The organism is Cryobacterium luteum, assembly GCF_900110125.1.
Lineage (GTDB): Bacteria > Actinomycetota > Actinomycetes > Actinomycetales > Microbacteriaceae > Cryobacterium > Cryobacterium luteum.
This window is the reverse complement of sequence record NZ_FOCN01000004.1, coordinates 19,534-34,728: the sequence shown is the minus strand read 5'-3', so window position 1 is coordinate 34,728 and position 15,195 is coordinate 19,534. Positions and strand designations below refer to the sequence as shown.

General features: G+C 65.4%; 17 protein-coding genes. 10 read left to right on the top strand and 7 right to left on the bottom strand.

What is annotated here, in order from left to right:
- Positions 1-11 precede the first annotated feature (11 nt).
- On the bottom strand, positions 12-944 hold the full coding sequence (gene glpX, locus BMW72_RS05895) for a class II fructose-bisphosphatase (RefSeq protein ID WP_092108627.1): 933 nt from the start codon (positions 942-944) through the stop codon (positions 12-14).
- A 208-nt stretch (positions 945-1,152) separates the two neighbouring features.
- On the opposite strand from glpX, the gene fbaA reads away from it, so the two are divergent.
- Both fbaA and BMW72_RS18355 read left to right on the top strand, forming a co-directional pair.
- Positions 1,153-2,178, top strand: a complete 1,026-nt coding sequence (fbaA, locus tag BMW72_RS05890) for a class II fructose-bisphosphate aldolase (RefSeq protein WP_092108259.1) — start codon at positions 1,153-1,155, stop codon at positions 2,176-2,178.
- 39 nt (positions 2,179-2,217) lie between these two features.
- Complete coding sequence (locus tag BMW72_RS18355; protein WP_134450360.1) at positions 2,218-2,808, top strand: DUF6264 family protein; 591 nt, start codon at positions 2,218-2,220, stop codon at positions 2,806-2,808.
- Positions 2,809-2,844: 36 nt separating this feature from the next.
- On the opposite strand, the gene BMW72_RS05880 is transcribed toward BMW72_RS18355, so the two are convergent.
- Positions 2,845-3,885, bottom strand: coding sequence for a 4-hydroxy-3-methylbut-2-enyl diphosphate reductase (locus BMW72_RS05880; RefSeq protein WP_092108625.1), 1,041 nt, complete (start codon positions 3,883-3,885; stop codon positions 2,845-2,847).
- 147 nt (positions 3,886-4,032) lie between these two features.
- On the opposite strand from BMW72_RS05880, the gene xseA reads away from it, so the two are divergent.
- The 5 genes from xseA (at position 4,033) to BMW72_RS05855 (ending at position 8,323) form a co-directional block, all read left to right on the top strand.
- Positions 4,033-5,274: an exodeoxyribonuclease VII large subunit gene (gene xseA, locus BMW72_RS05875; RefSeq protein WP_092108255.1), complete on the top strand. Its 1,242-nt coding sequence runs from the start codon at positions 4,033-4,035 to the stop codon at positions 5,272-5,274.
- Positions 5,275-5,279: 5 nt separating this feature from the next.
- The gene (locus BMW72_RS05870; protein WP_092108253.1) at positions 5,280-5,534 is read left to right on the top strand and encodes an exodeoxyribonuclease VII small subunit; all 255 of its coding nucleotides are present in this window, start codon (positions 5,280-5,282) and stop codon (positions 5,532-5,534) included.
- A complete protein-coding gene (locus BMW72_RS05865) occupies positions 5,531-6,184 on the top strand; it encodes a DUF4245 domain-containing protein (RefSeq protein ID WP_092108251.1) in 654 nt (217 codons plus the stop codon). Before BMW72_RS05870 ends, BMW72_RS05865 begins: the two co-directional genes overlap by 4 nt.
- Entirely contained in the window at positions 6,181-6,831 is a 651-nt protein-coding gene (locus tag BMW72_RS05860) for a carbonic anhydrase (RefSeq protein ID WP_092108249.1), read from the top strand. The genes BMW72_RS05865 and BMW72_RS05860 overlap by 4 nt, the downstream gene beginning before the upstream one ends.
- A gap of 67 nt (positions 6,832-6,898) precedes the next feature.
- A complete protein-coding gene (locus BMW72_RS05855) occupies positions 6,899-8,323 on the top strand; it encodes a class II fumarate hydratase (RefSeq protein WP_092108247.1) in 1,425 nt (474 codons plus the stop codon).
- Positions 8,324-8,381: 58 nt separating this feature from the next.
- Here the strand turns inward: BMW72_RS05855 and phoH2 are convergent, their stop codons facing one another.
- From phoH2 to BMW72_RS05840, 3 genes are all read right to left on the bottom strand, one after another.
- Positions 8,382-9,692: an RNA 5'-3' helicase PhoH2 gene (gene phoH2, locus BMW72_RS05850; RefSeq protein ID WP_241983907.1), complete on the bottom strand. Its 1,311-nt coding sequence runs from the start codon at positions 9,690-9,692 to the stop codon at positions 8,382-8,384.
- Positions 9,693-9,963: 271 nt separating this feature from the next.
- On the bottom strand, positions 9,964-11,085 hold the full coding sequence (locus BMW72_RS05845; protein ID WP_092108245.1) for an aminotransferase class V-fold PLP-dependent enzyme: 1,122 nt from the start codon (positions 11,083-11,085) through the stop codon (positions 9,964-9,966).
- A gap of 64 nt (positions 11,086-11,149) precedes the next feature.
- On the bottom strand, positions 11,150-11,935 hold the full coding sequence (locus BMW72_RS05840; RefSeq protein ID WP_092108243.1) for an isoprenyl transferase: 786 nt from the start codon (positions 11,933-11,935) through the stop codon (positions 11,150-11,152).
- A gap of 69 nt (positions 11,936-12,004) precedes the next feature.
- On the opposite strand from BMW72_RS05840, the gene trhA reads away from it, so the two are divergent.
- Positions 12,005-12,706, top strand: a complete 702-nt coding sequence (gene trhA / locus BMW72_RS05835; RefSeq protein WP_092108241.1) for a PAQR family membrane homeostasis protein TrhA — start codon at positions 12,005-12,007, stop codon at positions 12,704-12,706.
- Positions 12,707-12,720: 14 nt separating this feature from the next.
- Here trhA and BMW72_RS05830 read toward each other — a convergent pair whose 3' ends face one another.
- The gene (locus tag BMW72_RS05830; protein ID WP_092108239.1) at positions 12,721-12,978 is read right to left on the bottom strand and encodes a hypothetical protein; all 258 of its coding nucleotides are present in this window, start codon (positions 12,976-12,978) and stop codon (positions 12,721-12,723) included.
- Positions 12,975-13,841, bottom strand: a complete 867-nt coding sequence (gene mca, locus BMW72_RS05825) for a mycothiol conjugate amidase Mca (protein WP_241983887.1) — start codon at positions 13,839-13,841, stop codon at positions 12,975-12,977. Before mca ends, BMW72_RS05830 begins: the two co-directional genes overlap by 4 nt.
- Positions 13,842-13,922: 81 nt before the next feature.
- On the opposite strand from mca, the gene BMW72_RS05820 reads away from it, so the two are divergent.
- Together BMW72_RS05820 and greA are read left to right on the top strand one after the other, a co-directional pair.
- On the top strand, positions 13,923-14,411 hold the full coding sequence (locus BMW72_RS05820) for a DUF4307 domain-containing protein (RefSeq protein ID WP_092108237.1): 489 nt from the start codon (positions 13,923-13,925) through the stop codon (positions 14,409-14,411).
- Between the two features lie 95 nt (positions 14,412-14,506).
- Positions 14,507-14,998: a transcription elongation factor GreA gene (gene greA / locus BMW72_RS05815; RefSeq protein ID WP_092108235.1), complete on the top strand. Its 492-nt coding sequence runs from the start codon at positions 14,507-14,509 to the stop codon at positions 14,996-14,998.
- The last annotated feature ends 197 nt before the right edge of the window (positions 14,999-15,195 follow it).

Genomic DNA, 15,195 nt, shown 5'->3' with positions numbered 1-15,195 from the left:
GGAAGTAGCGCTTACAGCCACTTCTCGGCGAGGTGCTCCGCGATGACCCGACGTGCCGTGCCCGAACGCGAACGCAGAACGATGCTCTCGGTGCGGATCATCGGACCCTTGCGACGCACACCGTCGACGAGTCCGCCATCGGTGACGCCGGTTGCCACGAAGAAGGTGTTGTCGCCGCTGACCATGTCGTCGATCTCGAGCAGCTTGTCGATGTCGAGGCCGGCCGCGACGCCGCGGGCACGTTCCGCGTCGTCCTTGGGGGCGAGGCGTCCCTGCATGTAACCGCCGAGCGCTTTGAGGGCGCAGGCCGTGGTGATGCCTTCCGGGCTTCCGCCGATACCGACGCACATGTCGATGCGGGTCTCGTAACGGGCGGCGTTGATGCCGCCGGCCACGTCACCGTCGAGCATGAGGCGGGTTCCGGCGCCGGCGCTGCGAATCGCATCGATCAGGCCGGCGTGGCGCGGGCGGTCGAGTACGGCGATGGTCATTTCACCGATCGGCTTCTTCATGGCCTGAGCCAGGTCGCGAATGTTGTCGGCGATCGACTGGTCGAGGCTGACGACGCCGCGCCCGGCCGCACCGGTGACGATCTTGTCCATGTAGAAGATCGAGGAGGCGTCGAGCATGGTGCCGCGATCCGAGACGGCGATGACCGAGACGGCGTTCTGGCGGCCGGCGGCCGTGAGGCTGGTTCCGTCGATGGGGTCCACGGCGATATCGCAGGCCGGGCCGCGGCCGTTGCCGACGTGCTCACCGTTGAAGAGCATGGGGGCTTCATCTTTTTCGCCCTCACCGATAACGATGAGGCCGTCGAAATTGACGGTGCCGAGGAAGGCGCGCATGGCGTCGACGGCGGCTTTGTCTGCGGCGTTCTTGTCGCCGCGGCCGATGAAGGGCACGGCGCGGATGGCGGCGGCCTCGGTGGCACGCACGAGCTCCATGGCGAGGTTACGGTCGGGGTGTTGAAAGAGAGTGGCGGTCTCGGTGCTGTTCAAAAGGTCCTCCCGGACGTTAGTTCGACTTCGAATACGACGGATGCGCGGCGGGTCGCGCGGATTGTCCGCCCGAGTCACCTTATCGCGACCGACCGCACCGAGGCGGGCTTGGCTAGACTCGGGTCACACCCCCGCACACTCTCGAGGAGAAGCAATGCCCATCGCAACCCCCGACCAGTACGCCGCCATGCTCGACAAAGCGAAGACGGGCGGGTTCGCCTACCCGGCGTTCAACGTGTCATCGTCGCAGAGCATCAATGCCGTTCTCCAGGGCCTCACCGAAGCCGGATCCGACGGCATCATCCAGGTCACCACCGGCGGCGCCGACTACTTCGCTGGCCACACGGTGAAAAACCGGGCGTCCGGCGCACTCGCCTTCGCCCGGTTCGCGCACTCCGTCGCCGACAACTACCCGATCACCGTGGCACTGCACACCGATCACTGCCCGGAGGGCGCACTGGGTGACTTCGTTATTCCGCTCATCGAAGCCTCCGAGTCGGCGGTGGCCGATGGCGGCCACCCCATCTTCCAGTCGCACATGTGGGACGGTTCGGCCATCGCGCTGGACAGGAACCTGGAGATCGCCACCGACATTCTGAAGCGCACCCGCGCGATCAACGCCATTCTCGAAGTTGAGATCGGCGCTGTCGGCGGCGAAGAAGACGGCGTACAGGCCGACGTGAACGAGAATCTCTACACGACCCTCGACGACGCGATCAAAATGGTCGAGGCCCTCGGCCTCGGCGAGCAGGGCCGCTACATGGCCGCTCTCACCTTCGGCAACGTGCACGGCGTCTATAAGCCCGGCAACGTGAAGCTGCGCCCGGAACTGCTCAGGGAGATTCAGACCGGGCTCTCGGCCAAATTCGGGCTCGCTGCGCTGCCGCTCGACCTGGTCTTCCACGGCGGTTCCGGCTCGACCGACGCCGAAATCGCTGAAGCCGTCGCCAACGGCGTCGTCAAGATGAACATCGACACCGACACCCAGTACGCCTTCACCCGGTCCATCGCCGACTACATGCTCAAGAACTACGACAGCGTGATCAAGGTCGACGGCGAAGTCGGCAACAAGAAGGTCTACGACCCGCGCGCCTGGGGCAAGGTGGCCGAGTCGGCCATGGCCGCCCGCGTCGTCGATTCCACCCGCCAGCTCGGTTCCGCCGGGCACTCGAACAGTTAGCGCAACGACAACAGTTAGAGCAATGACAGTAGTTGAATTATGACCGAGAAGCCGGACTCCGTTCCCCCCGCGAAAGACCCGCGCCCGCGCCCACAGTACGGCGAACTCGCCCCTGAAGGCTGGACCTGGCAACCGCCGCAGGACGAAGACCGGGCTTCACCCGCTCCCTCCCCCACCGCCGGGGCGGGAGCGGGTACACCACCCCTCAGGAACCATCCGGCCTTCCCGTCGACGCCGCCACCGTCGAGGCGAACCGGCCAACGCACCGCGCCCGGCTGGGACCGGCCGCTAACGATCGGATTGCTGACCTTCGGGCTTCTCGTCACCCTGTACGGCGCGTTTTCGCTCGGGGCGCTCCCCGACGCCATGCAGCTGATCTACACGCAGCAGAACCTCGGGACGTACACGCCGGCGGCCGGCATCGGAACACTGACAACGGCGGGGGCTATTCTCGTTGTGTTCGTCTGGCTGGCTACCACCGCGGTATCAGTGCGCTTGCTGTTGCAACACCGCCGAGCCTTCTACGTGCCCATTATCGGCGGAGCGGTGTCGATCGTGGCACTGTTCGCGTTCATGCTCGCCGCAATGCTCAACGACCCGACCCTGATCGAGTTCCTCAGCCGCCAGTAACGGCCGCGCCGGCGACTTCGGCTTCTACTCGCCCGTCTATTCAGCGGCGGCGGCGCGCCCGCCGAATGCGCGGGCATCCGTTTCACCGGAAAGGTCTTTGCGCAGCTCCTTGGGCAGCGAAAAGATCAGATCTTCTTCGGCGGTCTTGACCTGTTCCACATCGCTGTAGCCGGCGTCGGCGAGAGCTTCGAGCAATTCGTCGACGAGTTCTTCGGGAACGGATGCCCCGCTCGTCACCCCGACGGTCGTCGCGTTGTCGAGCCATTCCTGTTTCACCTCGCTCGCGAAGTCGACGCGATACGCCGCCTTCGCGCCGTATTCCAAGGCGACCTCGACCAGGCGCACCGAGTTGGACGAGTTGGCGGAACCGACCACGATCACCAGGTCGGAGTCGCGAGCGACCTTCTTGATGGCCACCTGGCGGTTCTGGGTGGCGTAGCAGATGTCGTCGCTCGGCGGATCCTGCAGATTGGGGAACCGCGCCCGCAGCCGACGCACGGTCTCCATGGTCTCGTCGACGCTGAGCGTGGTCTGCGACAGCCAGACCACGCGGTCGGGATCGCGTACCACGACGGTGTCGGCTTCGTCGGGGCTGCCGACCAGGGTGGTGTGCTCCGGAGCTTCCCCGGCGGTGCCCTCCACCTCTTCATGGCCTTCATGGCCGATCAGCAGAATCTGAAAATCGTCACGGGCGAAGCGCACGGCTTCGCGGTGCACCTTGGTCACGAGCGGGCAGGTCGCGTCAATGGCCTGCAGTCCACGCTCGGCTGCGGCGTTGACGACGGCCGGGGAGACGCCGTGGGCGCTGAAGACAATGTGCGCGCCGTGCGGCACCTCGTCAACCTCGTCGACGAAGATGGCGCCGAGATTCTCGAGCTCAGAGACCACGTGGATGTTGTGCACGATCTGCTTGCGCACGTAGACCGGGGCGCCATAGTGCTCCAACGCCTTCTCAACGGCGATGACCGCTCGATCGACTCCGGCGCAGTAACCGCGCGGGGCGGCGAGCAGCACCCGCTTGTGTCCGACCACGGGGGTATCCTTAAGCCTGTTGCGAGCGCTGGGAATGCGCGGCATACCCAGGCCGATAGCGGTCGGCTTAGTTTGGGTGTGCATGCTGGTGTTCACCGCTTCAGTCTACGCACGCACGACCGAAGAACTCTGGGAGGACCCGCCTGTGCCCCACGCCAGCGCCACGATCAGCAGCAACACCAGGACCACCGCATGACGGATGCCCCCGCCACCGTCGAAACACCGTGGCCGGTCGCCCTGCTCTCCAATAAAATCCGCGGCTATATCGAACGTCTCGGCATGGTGTGGGTCGAGGGTGAGATCACCCAATGGGGCGCGAGCGGCGGCAACGTCTACGGCAAGCTCAAAGACCTTTCTGAAGACGCCACCGTGAGCTTCACGATCTGGTCGTCGGTGCGTGCCAAGCTCGGCAACGATTTCAAGGCCGGTGACCGCGTCGTCGCGCTGGTCAAGCCCAACTTCTGGGTCAAGGGCGGCACGCTCACCATGCAAGCCTTCGAGATGCGGCATGTGGGGCTCGGTGATCTGCTCGAACGGCTCGAACGGCTGCGCAAGCAGCTCGCGAGCGAGGGCCTGTTCGACGCCTCCCGCAAGAAGCGGCTGCCGTTTTTACCGCATTGCATCGGACTCGTCACCGGCAAGGACTCCGACGCTGAGAAAGATGTCATTCGCAACGCCCAGCTGCGCTGGCCGGCCGTGAACTTTCGGGTTGCGCACGCTGCGGTGCAGGGCGATCGCGCCGTCGGTGAGGTGACCAGCGCGATCCAGAGGCTCGACGCCGACCCGGAGGTCGATGTGATCATCGTCGCCCGCGGCGGCGGCGACTTTCAGAACCTGCTGACCTTCAGCGATGAGGGTCTTGTGCGCGCCGCAGCCGCCTGCGTCACGCCGCTGGTGAGCGCGATCGGGCACGAGGCCGACCGCCCCCTGCTCGACGAGGTGGCCGATCTGCGAGCCTCCACCCCGACGGATGCCGCCAAGCGCGTCGTTCCCGACGTCAGCGACGAACTGAACCGGGTGCAGCAGGCGCGGGCACGCCTGAGCAGCCGGCTCACCGGCATCCTCTCATCGGAGATCGACCGGATCTCGCAGCTGCGCAGCCGACCGGCGCTCGTCGACCCGCGCTGGATCATCGACTCCCGCAGTGAAGACCTCACCCGTTATGTGGCTCGCGGCGCCGAACTGACCGGGCGCGTTCTCGAGCGCGCCGGGTCCGCCGTGGTGGAACTGCGCTCCCAGCTGCGCGCGCTGTCGCCGCAGGGCACCCTCGATCGTGGCTACGCGATCGCCCAGCTGCCCGGCGGGCAGGTGCTGCGCAGCGCCGGCGGCGCCCCGGCCGGCACCGAGCTGCTACTCACCCTGGCCAGCGGCACGGTACCCGCCACCGCGAACGCTGCCGTGCCCGCCGCCGTGCCCGCCACCGCCCTGACCTAAATAGAATGGATGCCATGACCTCGCCTGCCGCAGACACCAGTGAACTCAGCTACGAACAGGCCCGCGATGAGCTCATCCGCGTGGTCAACGAGCTCGAACAGGGTTCGAGCACGCTGGAACAGTCGCTCGCGCTGTGGGAGCGCGGCGAAGCCCTCGCCCACCGCTGCGAAGAATGGCTGATCGGGGCGAAAGCCCGACTCGATGCCGCCCGTCTGGCAGCGACGACGCCCGCGAGCGACGATTCCGCGACCACCAGATGAACCGCGCCCCCAAGCCGCCGCGCGTCGTCGCCGAACTGGGCCGGCCGGAGACTCCGCAGGAGACCGCCGAGCGACTCGCCGAGAACTCGCGCAAGTACCGCTCGCACAAAACGGTGAACAACCTGGTGCTCTCCCTGCTCGTGACGGTGGGCGCCGTACTCGTGCTCGTTCTCCTGGTTCCGCGCAACGACAACCCGATCACCCGCGACATCGACTATGCGAGTGTGGCCGCCCAACTGCAACCGGTCGTCGACCATGCCCTCGCCAGCCCCGAGCTGCCCGAAGGGTGGAGCGCCAACATCGCCGAGTGGCAGGCCGGAACCAACGGCCAGGTGCCGTCCTGGTACATCGGACTGCTCACCCCCGACAACCAGTTCATCGGTATGAGCCAGGCCTTTGATGCGAACCCCACCTGGCTCGCCCAAAAACTCCCCGACTCGCCCGTCGTCGACACTGCCAGCATCGCCGGCGTCACCTGGGACGTCTACCGCAACAGCGCGGCGGAGGCTGATCGAGGCAATTTCGACTACGCCTTGGTCACGACCGCCGGCGCGAGCACCTACGTGCTGATCGGCACGGCACCCACCGGCGACTTTGAGACCCTCGCGACCGCGCTGGCCGCCAACGTGACAGAAAACGCCGCCGAATGAACCGCACCTGGACGACTCCCCCATCGCCGGCCGAGGCCTGGAACGAACTGCGCGAAGGCAACGTGCGCTTCGTCGCCGGCACCCCCCGCCACCGCGAGGATGTCGACCGGCGGGCCGAGCTCGTCGGCCAGCAGACCCCGCACGCCGCACTGTTCGGCTGCAGCGACTCCCGCCTCGCCGCCGAGATCATCTTCGACCAGGGCCTCGGCGACCTGTTCGTCGTGCGCAACGCCGGCCAGATCATCTCGGAATCCGTACTCGGTTCGCTCGAATATGCCGTAGCCGTGCTGCACGTTCCGCTCATTCTGGTGCTCGGCCACGACGAGTGCGGTGCGGTGCGCGCCGCGATCGATTCGCAAAGCCCGGATGCCCCGGCCCTGCCCGTTCATATCGCGCACGTGATCGAGAAGATCGTCCCGGCGGTGCGGCGCGTGAGCGGGCAGCCGGCATCCGCTTTCGTCGAGCCAACCACGATCGATGCCGGTCAGGTGGGCCGGGAACACCTCAAAGACACGGTCACCGAATTGCTCGAACAGTCCGAGGTGATCAGCGCGGCCATCGCAGAAGGTACATTGGCTATCGTCGGTGCAAACTACGTTCTTCGCGAAGGGCACGCCGATCCTCACATCCGAGTGGGTCTCCTCTAGACCCACGGAGTTTTTTTATCGCGCACCCGTTGCGCACAGCACGACCCTCATACAGCACCGAAAGGGAATGCACACAGTGGTGGACACCTCCGCAAACGCCGGCTACCGGATCGAACACGACACGATGGGTGAGGTCCGCGTTCCAACGGACGCGCTCTACGGTGCCCAGACGCAGCGAGCCGTGGAGAACTTCCCGATCTCGGGCTCCACACTGGAGTCCGCGCAGATCGCGGCCCTGGCTCGCATCAAGAAGTCCGCGGCACTCGCGAACGCCCAGCTCGGGGTGCTCGATGCGGACATCGCTGACGCGATCGCCGCGGCCGCCGACGAGGTCATCACCGGCCGGTACGACACGGAGTTTCCGATCGACGTGTATCAGACCGGCAGCGGCACCTCGTCGAACATGAACATGAACGAGGTCATCGCGACCCTCGCGACCCGCGCTCTCGGCCGCCCGGTGCACCCGAACGACCACGTGAACGCGAGCCAGTCCTCCAACGACGTGTTCCCCACTTCCGTGCACATCGCCGTCACGAGCGCCCTGATCGACGAGCTCATTCCCTCGCTCGATCACCTCGCCGTCGCGTTCGAGGCCAAGGCCGAACTGTGGAAAGAGGCCGTCAAGGCCGGCCGCACGCACCTGATGGACGCCACCCCGGTCACCCTCGGCCAGGAGTTCGGCGGCTACGCCCGCCAGATGCGCCTCGGCATCGAGCGCATCCGCACGGCACTCCCGCGCGTCGCCGAGGTTCCCCTCGGCGGAACCGCGGTCGGCACCGGCATCAATACGCCCTACGGTTTTCCGCAGCTCGTCATCGAACTGCTCGTCGCCGAGACCGAACTGCCGATCACCGAAGCGCGCGACCACTTCGAGGCCCAGGCCAACCGCGACGGCCTCGTCGACGCGTCCGGCGCCCTGCGCACCATCGCCGTCTCGCTGACCAAGATCAACAATGACCTGCGCTGGATGGGTTCAGGCCCCAACACCGGGTTCGGCGAGATCAACATTCCCGACCTGCAGCCCGGCTCCTCGATCATGCCCGGCAAGGTCAACCCGGTCATTCCGGAAGCCGTGCTCATGGTGTGCTCCCGCGTCATCGGCAACGATGCCACCATCGCCTGGTCCGGCGCTTCGGGCTCGTTCGAGCTCAACGTCGGCATCCCGGTGATGGGAACCGCTCTGCTCGAGTCGATCCGTCTGCTGTCCAACGCGACCCGCGTGCTCGCCGACAAGGCCGTCGACGGCCTCGTCGCCAACCTCGAGCACGCGCGTGCGCTGGCCGAGAAGTCGCCGTCGATCGTCACACCGCTCAACCGAGTCATTGGCTACGAAGCCGCCGCCAAGGTGGCCAAGAAGGCCGTGGCCGAAGGCCTCACCGTGCGGGAGTCGGTCATCGCCCTCGGCCACGTCGAACGCGGTGACCTGACGCTCGCCGAGCTCGACACGGCCCTCGACGTGCTCAGCATGACGCGTCCGCCGCAGAAGAAGTAGCAGCAGCAAGACAAACCGCCCGGCCTCTGACAGGAGCCGGGCGGTTTGCTGTCTTCCGCTACATGACTTCGTTGCCCTCCAGCATCTCGGTCACGAGGGCTGCGATGGCGCTGCGCTCCGAACGGGTCAGGGTCATGTGCGCGAACAGCGGATGCCCCTTCAACGTTTCGATCACGCTGGCCACGCCGTCGAAGCGGCCGACCCGCAGATTGTCCCGCTGGGCGACGTCGTGGGTGAGCACCACGCGCGAGTTCTGACCGATGCGGCTCAGCACGGTCAGCAGCACGTTGCGTTCGAGTGACTGCGCCTCATCGACGATGACAAAGGCATCGTGCAGGCTGCGGCCACGAATGTGGGTGAGCGGCAGCACCTCGAGGATGCCGCGCTCCATCACCTCCTCGACCACATTCTCCGACACGATCGCCCCGAGGGTGTCGAAGACCGCCTGCGCCCACGGCCCCATCTTCTCGCCCTGGTCCCCCGGCAGGAAGCCGAGGTCCTGGCCGCCGACCGCATACAGCGGCCGGAACACCATGATCTTGCGGTACTGCTGGCGTTCCAGCACCGCTTCCAGGCCCGCGCACAGGGCGAGCGCCGACTTCCCGGTTCCGGCCCGCCCGCCGAGCGACAGAATGCCGATCTCCGGGTCGAGCAGCAGGTCGATGGCGAGCCGCTGCTCCGCCGAGCGGCCGTGCAGTCCGAAGACGTCCCGGTCGCCGCGCACCAGCTTGAGCGTGCCCCGGCCGGTGACCCGGCCGAGGGCCGACCCGCGGTCGGAGTGGATGACCAGGCCGGTGTTGATCGGCATGTCCTGCACCGTGCGTGAGTCGAGTGTCTCCTTGTCGTAGAGCACACTCATCTGCTCAGCGCTGAGGGTAATCTCGTCCATGCCGGTCCAGCCGGAATCCACGGCGAGTTCGTGCCGGTACTCATCAGCAGCGAGGCCGAGGGACGCAGCCTTCACCCGAAGCGGCAGGTCCTTGGAGACGACGGTCACGGTCATCCCGTCGTTGGCCAGGTTGAGCGCCACGGCGAGGATGCGGGAGTCATTGTCGCCCAGTTGCAGGCCCGACGGCAACACCGACATGTTGGAGTGGTTCAGTTCTACTCGCAGGCTGCCGCCCTCGCCGACCGGAATCGGGAAGTCGAGGCGCTCATGCTTGAGCCTCAGCTCGTCGAGGTTGCGCAACGCCTGCCGGGCGAAATAACCGATCTCCGGGTCGTTGCGCTTGGACTCCAGTTCGCTGATCACCACCACGGGCAATACCACAGCGTGCTCGGCAAAGCGGAAAATCGCTTTCGGATCTGACAGAAGCACCGAGGTGTCCAGCACAAAGGTGCGCTCGGTTTGCGAAGCGGATGTCTTCACCCGGTCAGTCGCATTAAGGTCGGTTCTCGCGCCGTCATTTCGAACGTCGGTCACAGCCACTCCCACCCTGCGCCACGAGGACGCGGATCACTTTGGCGAGCTGGCCATCAAGCAATTCTCGAGCCGTACTTATATGGCCGTCTCGATCAGGTGCCGTACCTGATGCAAGAGACGCTACGTCTTGCGGGTGCAAAAGGGAACCCGACACGCCCACGGAAATCTGTCGTTCACCTGACGTTGGGGCAGACCCTCGGTCTACACCGGAAGATTGTTAGTACGTGGCTGCGAGAGCGTAGGCGGTGAGGGCACCCCTCAGCATGGTCACCGTATCGGGATCGAGGGCCGCGTGCACGCTCAATCGCACGGTGGTTCCGCGGGTGGTCGCGGTGATGCCGTGGTTGTGCAGGCTCGCCACGAGGGTGGTCAGTAATTCCGCCGGCGGCTCGAGCACGACAATGCCGGCGCGTTCCCGCGCATCGCGGGGCGAGACGATGTCGATGATGAATTCGTCGACGAGTTCGATGATCTGGGAGACGTTGTCATTCATGGCGGCCTGGATCACGTCCACACCGACATCACTGGTCTGTTCCAGGGCGGCGGCAAACCGGGCCTGGGCGATAGCATCACCATTGGTCACCCGAAACGCACGGGCGCTGTGGCTGGGCGGGGGGACTTCGTCCCAGGGGTCGTCGGTATCGGTGCCGACGTAGCCGGAGTACACCGGAACGAGTCGTTCGAGCGCTCGATCGCTGAGGGCGAGAAAACCGGTGCCCCAGCCGGCTCTGGTCCATTTCTGACCACCGGAGGCGACGACATCCGCTGCTTCGTAGGCGGCGTCGACAACGCCGAAGCCCTGGATGGCATCGACGATGAGCAGTCGGTCGCCGATGACTTGGCGGATGCCGTCGAGATCGGCACGGTACCCCGTGCGAGAGTCGACGAGGCAGACCGCGACGGCCGCGACAGCCGGGGTGAGCTGGTCGCGGATCTGACCGGGAGTGACGCGGCCCTGCAACGTCTCCAACCAGAGTGGGGTGACCACGTGCAGGGCCTCGGCGGCCCGCACGGCCGCGAACGGGACGCTGGGAAAATCCCCGGCGGACAGCAGCACGCTGCCGGTCAGGCCGAACATGGCCTGCATCAGTCCCGAACTGGTGTTGGGCTGCAGCACGACCTGGTCCGGCGTGAAGCCGGTGAGAGCGGATACCCCGGTGCGGGCCCGCAGATCCTGCTCGACGAGGTGGTCGAGGCTGCCATAGCGGGCGCGGGAGAGCACTTCGGTCTGGCCGAGCGTCTCGGCGACGACTACCTCGGAGAGCGGGCCGACGCGGCCGAAGTCGAGGTAGCCGGGCTCGTCACGAAAACCGTCGGTGAAGCTCAGGAGTGAAGTCATAGGAGCTGGTCCAATCGGTTGTCAAAAAATACTCCCCCAGCTGTGTCGCCCCAAGAGACGCGGTCTACCCGCCGAACCGACGTTGGCGCCGCGAGAAATCCCGGAGAGCCCGCAGAAAATCGATCTGCCGAAGGTCTGGTCCAAGGGCTTCCACGAAGTAAAACTCGCTGTGCGCGCTCTGCCAGAGCATGAAGTCGCTCAGCCGCTGCTCGCCCGAGGTGCGAATGACCAGGTCGGGGTCTGGCTGACCACCGGTGTACAGGTGTTGGCCGATCAGTTCGGGTGTGAGGGTCTCCGCGAGGTCCTCCAGCGTGCCGCCGTGCGCGTGGTGGGTGGCGACGATGCTGCGCATCGCGTCGGTGATCTCGGTTCGGCCGCCGTAGCCGACCGCGAGATTAACGTGCAGTCCGGAATGACCGCTCGTGCGGGCATCCGCTGCATCGAGCGCTGCGACCAGCGGAAGGGGCAGTCCGGCCTTCGACCCCACCTGCTGCACCCGCCAATTGCGGTAGTGCGACAGTTCCTCGGCAAGATCGGCGATGATCTCGATCAGATCGGCGAGTTCGTCACTCGGGCGTTGGGTGAGGTTGTCGGAGGAAAGCAGGTACAGGGTGACGACCGAAATTCCGAGGTCGTCACACCACTCCAGAAATTCGCGCATCTTGGCGGCACCGGCCCGGTGCCCGTGTGCGGCCGTTTGAAAGCCCAGCTGCCGGGCCCAACGACGGTTTCCGTCGATGATCATGGCCACGTGGCGCGGCAGGTGCTCCGTCGTCAGCCCGCGCTTCAGCCGACGCTGATAGAGCCTGTAGAGGAGGCCGCGCGCTGAGGGGACTTGGGGTTTCTGCACACAGTTACGCTAGTCCACTCCGGCGAGGGTTCGGGGCACGCCGGCCTGGCCCTGTCGTATCCTTGCAGCATGGCCACCGAGCACGATATCCCTAATCTGCCACTGATCGAGGCGGCTGACGCCCATCCGGAGGACGTCAAACCGACCTGGCGCGGCTGGATTCATGCGGGAACTTTTCCCGTGACGATCGTGGCCGGCATTGTGCTGCTGATTCTCGCCGAAGGCTCGGCGGCGAAGATCAGTTCGGCCGTCTTCGTGCTCAGTTCGATGCTGTTGTTCGGCAATTCGGCGCTGTATCACCGGTTCAACTGGCAGCCGCGCACCCGCATCATTCTCAAGCGCATCGACCACGCCAACATCTTCCTGCTAATCGCCGGATCGTACACACCGATCACCGTGCTCGCGCTGCCGCCGGAGAAGGCAACCCTGCTGCTCTGGCTGGTGTGGGGCGGAGCCGGGCTGGGCATCCTCTTTCGGGTGTTCTGGATCCACGCCCCGCGCTGGCTGTACGTGCCGCTCTACCTGGTGCTCGGCTACGGCGCGCTGCTGTTCATCGTGGACTTTTTCCAGGCCAACGCCACCATGATGACGCTAATTCTGGTCGGCGGCCTCTGCTACACGGTCGGTGCGGTGGTCTACGGGCTCAAGAAGCCCAACCCGGTTCCGGGGGTCTTCGGCTTCCACGAGATCTTCCACACCCTCACGGTTGTGGCATTTCTGTGTCATTTCGCGGCGATCCTGCTGATCGCCACGCATCCGCTCTACCCGTAACGGGGCAAGTGCGACTACTCGGTCTTGTCGTCGCGCGGTGCGTCGGGTTCGGCGTCGCGGGCCGCGAGTTCGGCGTCGAGGCGTTCCTTGATCTCTGCGCGATAGGTGGTGCGACGGATGCGCCGGACAACGTCGAGACACAGCAGCAGGGTAGCCACCGCGATCAGGAAGAAGACCACGAACCCGACGACCCCGGGGGTGACCGTGTTCGGGTCGAAATCAGGGTCCGGGGTGGGGGTGGCGGCGAGCACGACGGTGATCAGCGAGATCATTCGTCGTCCTGAATTCCGGCGAAGAGATCAGATTCGGGCATGACGGTGTCTACTTTCGATTCGACGAGTTGGAAGTCTTCGTACGGCCAGGCCTCGCGCACGAGATCGTTGGGCCAGAAGAAGAAGCTGCTGTCGGGTGAGACCTGGCTCGCGTGCGCGCGCAGGGCCGCGTCGCGCACTTCGAGGAAGTCCCCGGCCGGAACGTGAGTGGTGGCGAAATTCGGGTAATTCTCCATACGTTCCCGCGCCGCGCCGAGGGGTTCGAGGAGCGGAGAATCCGGCTCAGCCACGCTCAACGCGAGGTACATCGCGTCGATGCGCTCGAGGTTGAAGATGCGGTCGTAGTACAGTTTGTCGATCTGCCACGGCGCACCGGATTCCGGATACCGGTCGGCGTCGGCGGCTGCGCGGAACGCTTCGAGGGAGACCTCATGGCAACGAATGTGATCGGGGTGCGGGTAGCCGCCGTTTTCGTCGTAGGTGACCAGCACCTGGGGCCGGAACTCGCGCACAAGGGTGACGAGCGGTTCGGCCGAATATTCCAGCGGGATAGCGGCGAAGGAGTTCGGCGGCACCGATTTGTCGTCATTCATGCCGGAATCTTCGAAGCCGAGCCAGCGATGCTGCACACCGAGGGCCTGCTGTGCGGCCAGCATCTCGACGCGGCGGAGGCCCGCCATGTCTCGGTCGGCCATGGCGTGGCCCTCGAGGGCGGGGTTCAGGATGCTGCCGCGTTCACCGCCGGTACAGCTCACAATGAGCACTTCGACGCCGCGGCTGCGGTAGTAGGCGTAGGTCGCAGCACCCTTGCTCGACTCGTCGTCGGGATGGGCATGCACAGCCATCAATCGCAGCGTCACCATACTCCTCAGGAATGCCGGATAACCTTAGGCCAGATAACCTAGTTACCAGCCTAATCGCTCCCGTGAAAGTGTGAATCACCAGTGCCCCTCAACAGCACGCCTGCCGGAATTCAACCGAGCCCCGAGCCCAACCGCCTCGACGAATCGGATGACTTGGCCGCCCCAGCGCCGATCGAGAGCGGAATGATTCAATCCCGGTATGGGCGCACGCCCTCCCGCAAGCGACGCGACCGTCGAATTCTGTGGGGGTTGGGCAGCATTTTTGTGCTGGTGCTGGGAGCGTGGGTGCTGTGGACCGGGCTCGATGGAGCATCCACTCAAATCGAGGCGCGCGATATCGGGCACACCATCATCGACGAGCACACGGTGAGCGTCACCTTCGAGGTGGCGCTTCCGGTGAACCGCACGGCGAGTTGCGCGGTTCAGGCCCTCAACGAGAGCTATTCTGTGGTCGGCTGGAAGATCATCGATCTGCCGCCGTCGACGCTGTACAACCGCTCGTTCACCGAGCTTCTGCGCACCACGGACCTGAGCAACACGGGTTTGATTTACGAGTGCTGGCTGACCTAAACTGACGTATTCGCCTCGACAATCGTCGGGGCGTCGACCGTATCTGCGCGGCCTCCGGGCCTTTCCGCGCTCGAGCGCATTAAGGGAGATCACTCGTGACAACCGACACAACGGTCACCTGGCTAACTCAGGAGGCCCACGACCGCCTCGCAACGGAACTGGCGACACTGAGCAACTTTGGCCGGATCGACATCGCGAAGAAGATCGAATCCGCCCGGGAAGAGGGCGACCTCAAGGAGAACTCCGGCTACCACGCGGCGAAGGAAGAGCAGGGCAAGATGGAGGCGCGCATCCGCACGCTCACCCTGCTGCTGCGCACCGCCGAAGTCGGTCACGCCCCGGAGAGCAACGGCATCGTCATGCCGGGCACCGTGATCACGGCCACCATCGCCGGCGACGAGAGCCGCTTTCTCATCGGCAGCCGCGAGATTGCCGCCAACAGCGACCTCGATGTGTATAGCGAGCAGAGCCCGCTCGGCACCGCGATTATCGGCCTCAAGGTCGGCGCGAAGACGAGTTACACCACGCCGAACGGCAAGGAGATCACCGTCGAGATCTCCAATGTGGAGACCTTCACCGGAGCTTGATCTGCTGTAACCGGCCTTCCGGTTCTCGTGCGGCCCCAAATTCCGGCGCGCTGGTAGGCGTCCGCCGTGGCTAATTCAGGAATTCTGTGCCAAAATGCCCGGGTGCCTGTCGTGCTTACAGGGTGGTCACAGTATCTGCTGGCGGAATTCCTGAATTCGCCACGCGAACGGGCCGGGACGGCGCCCGAAAGAGCGCG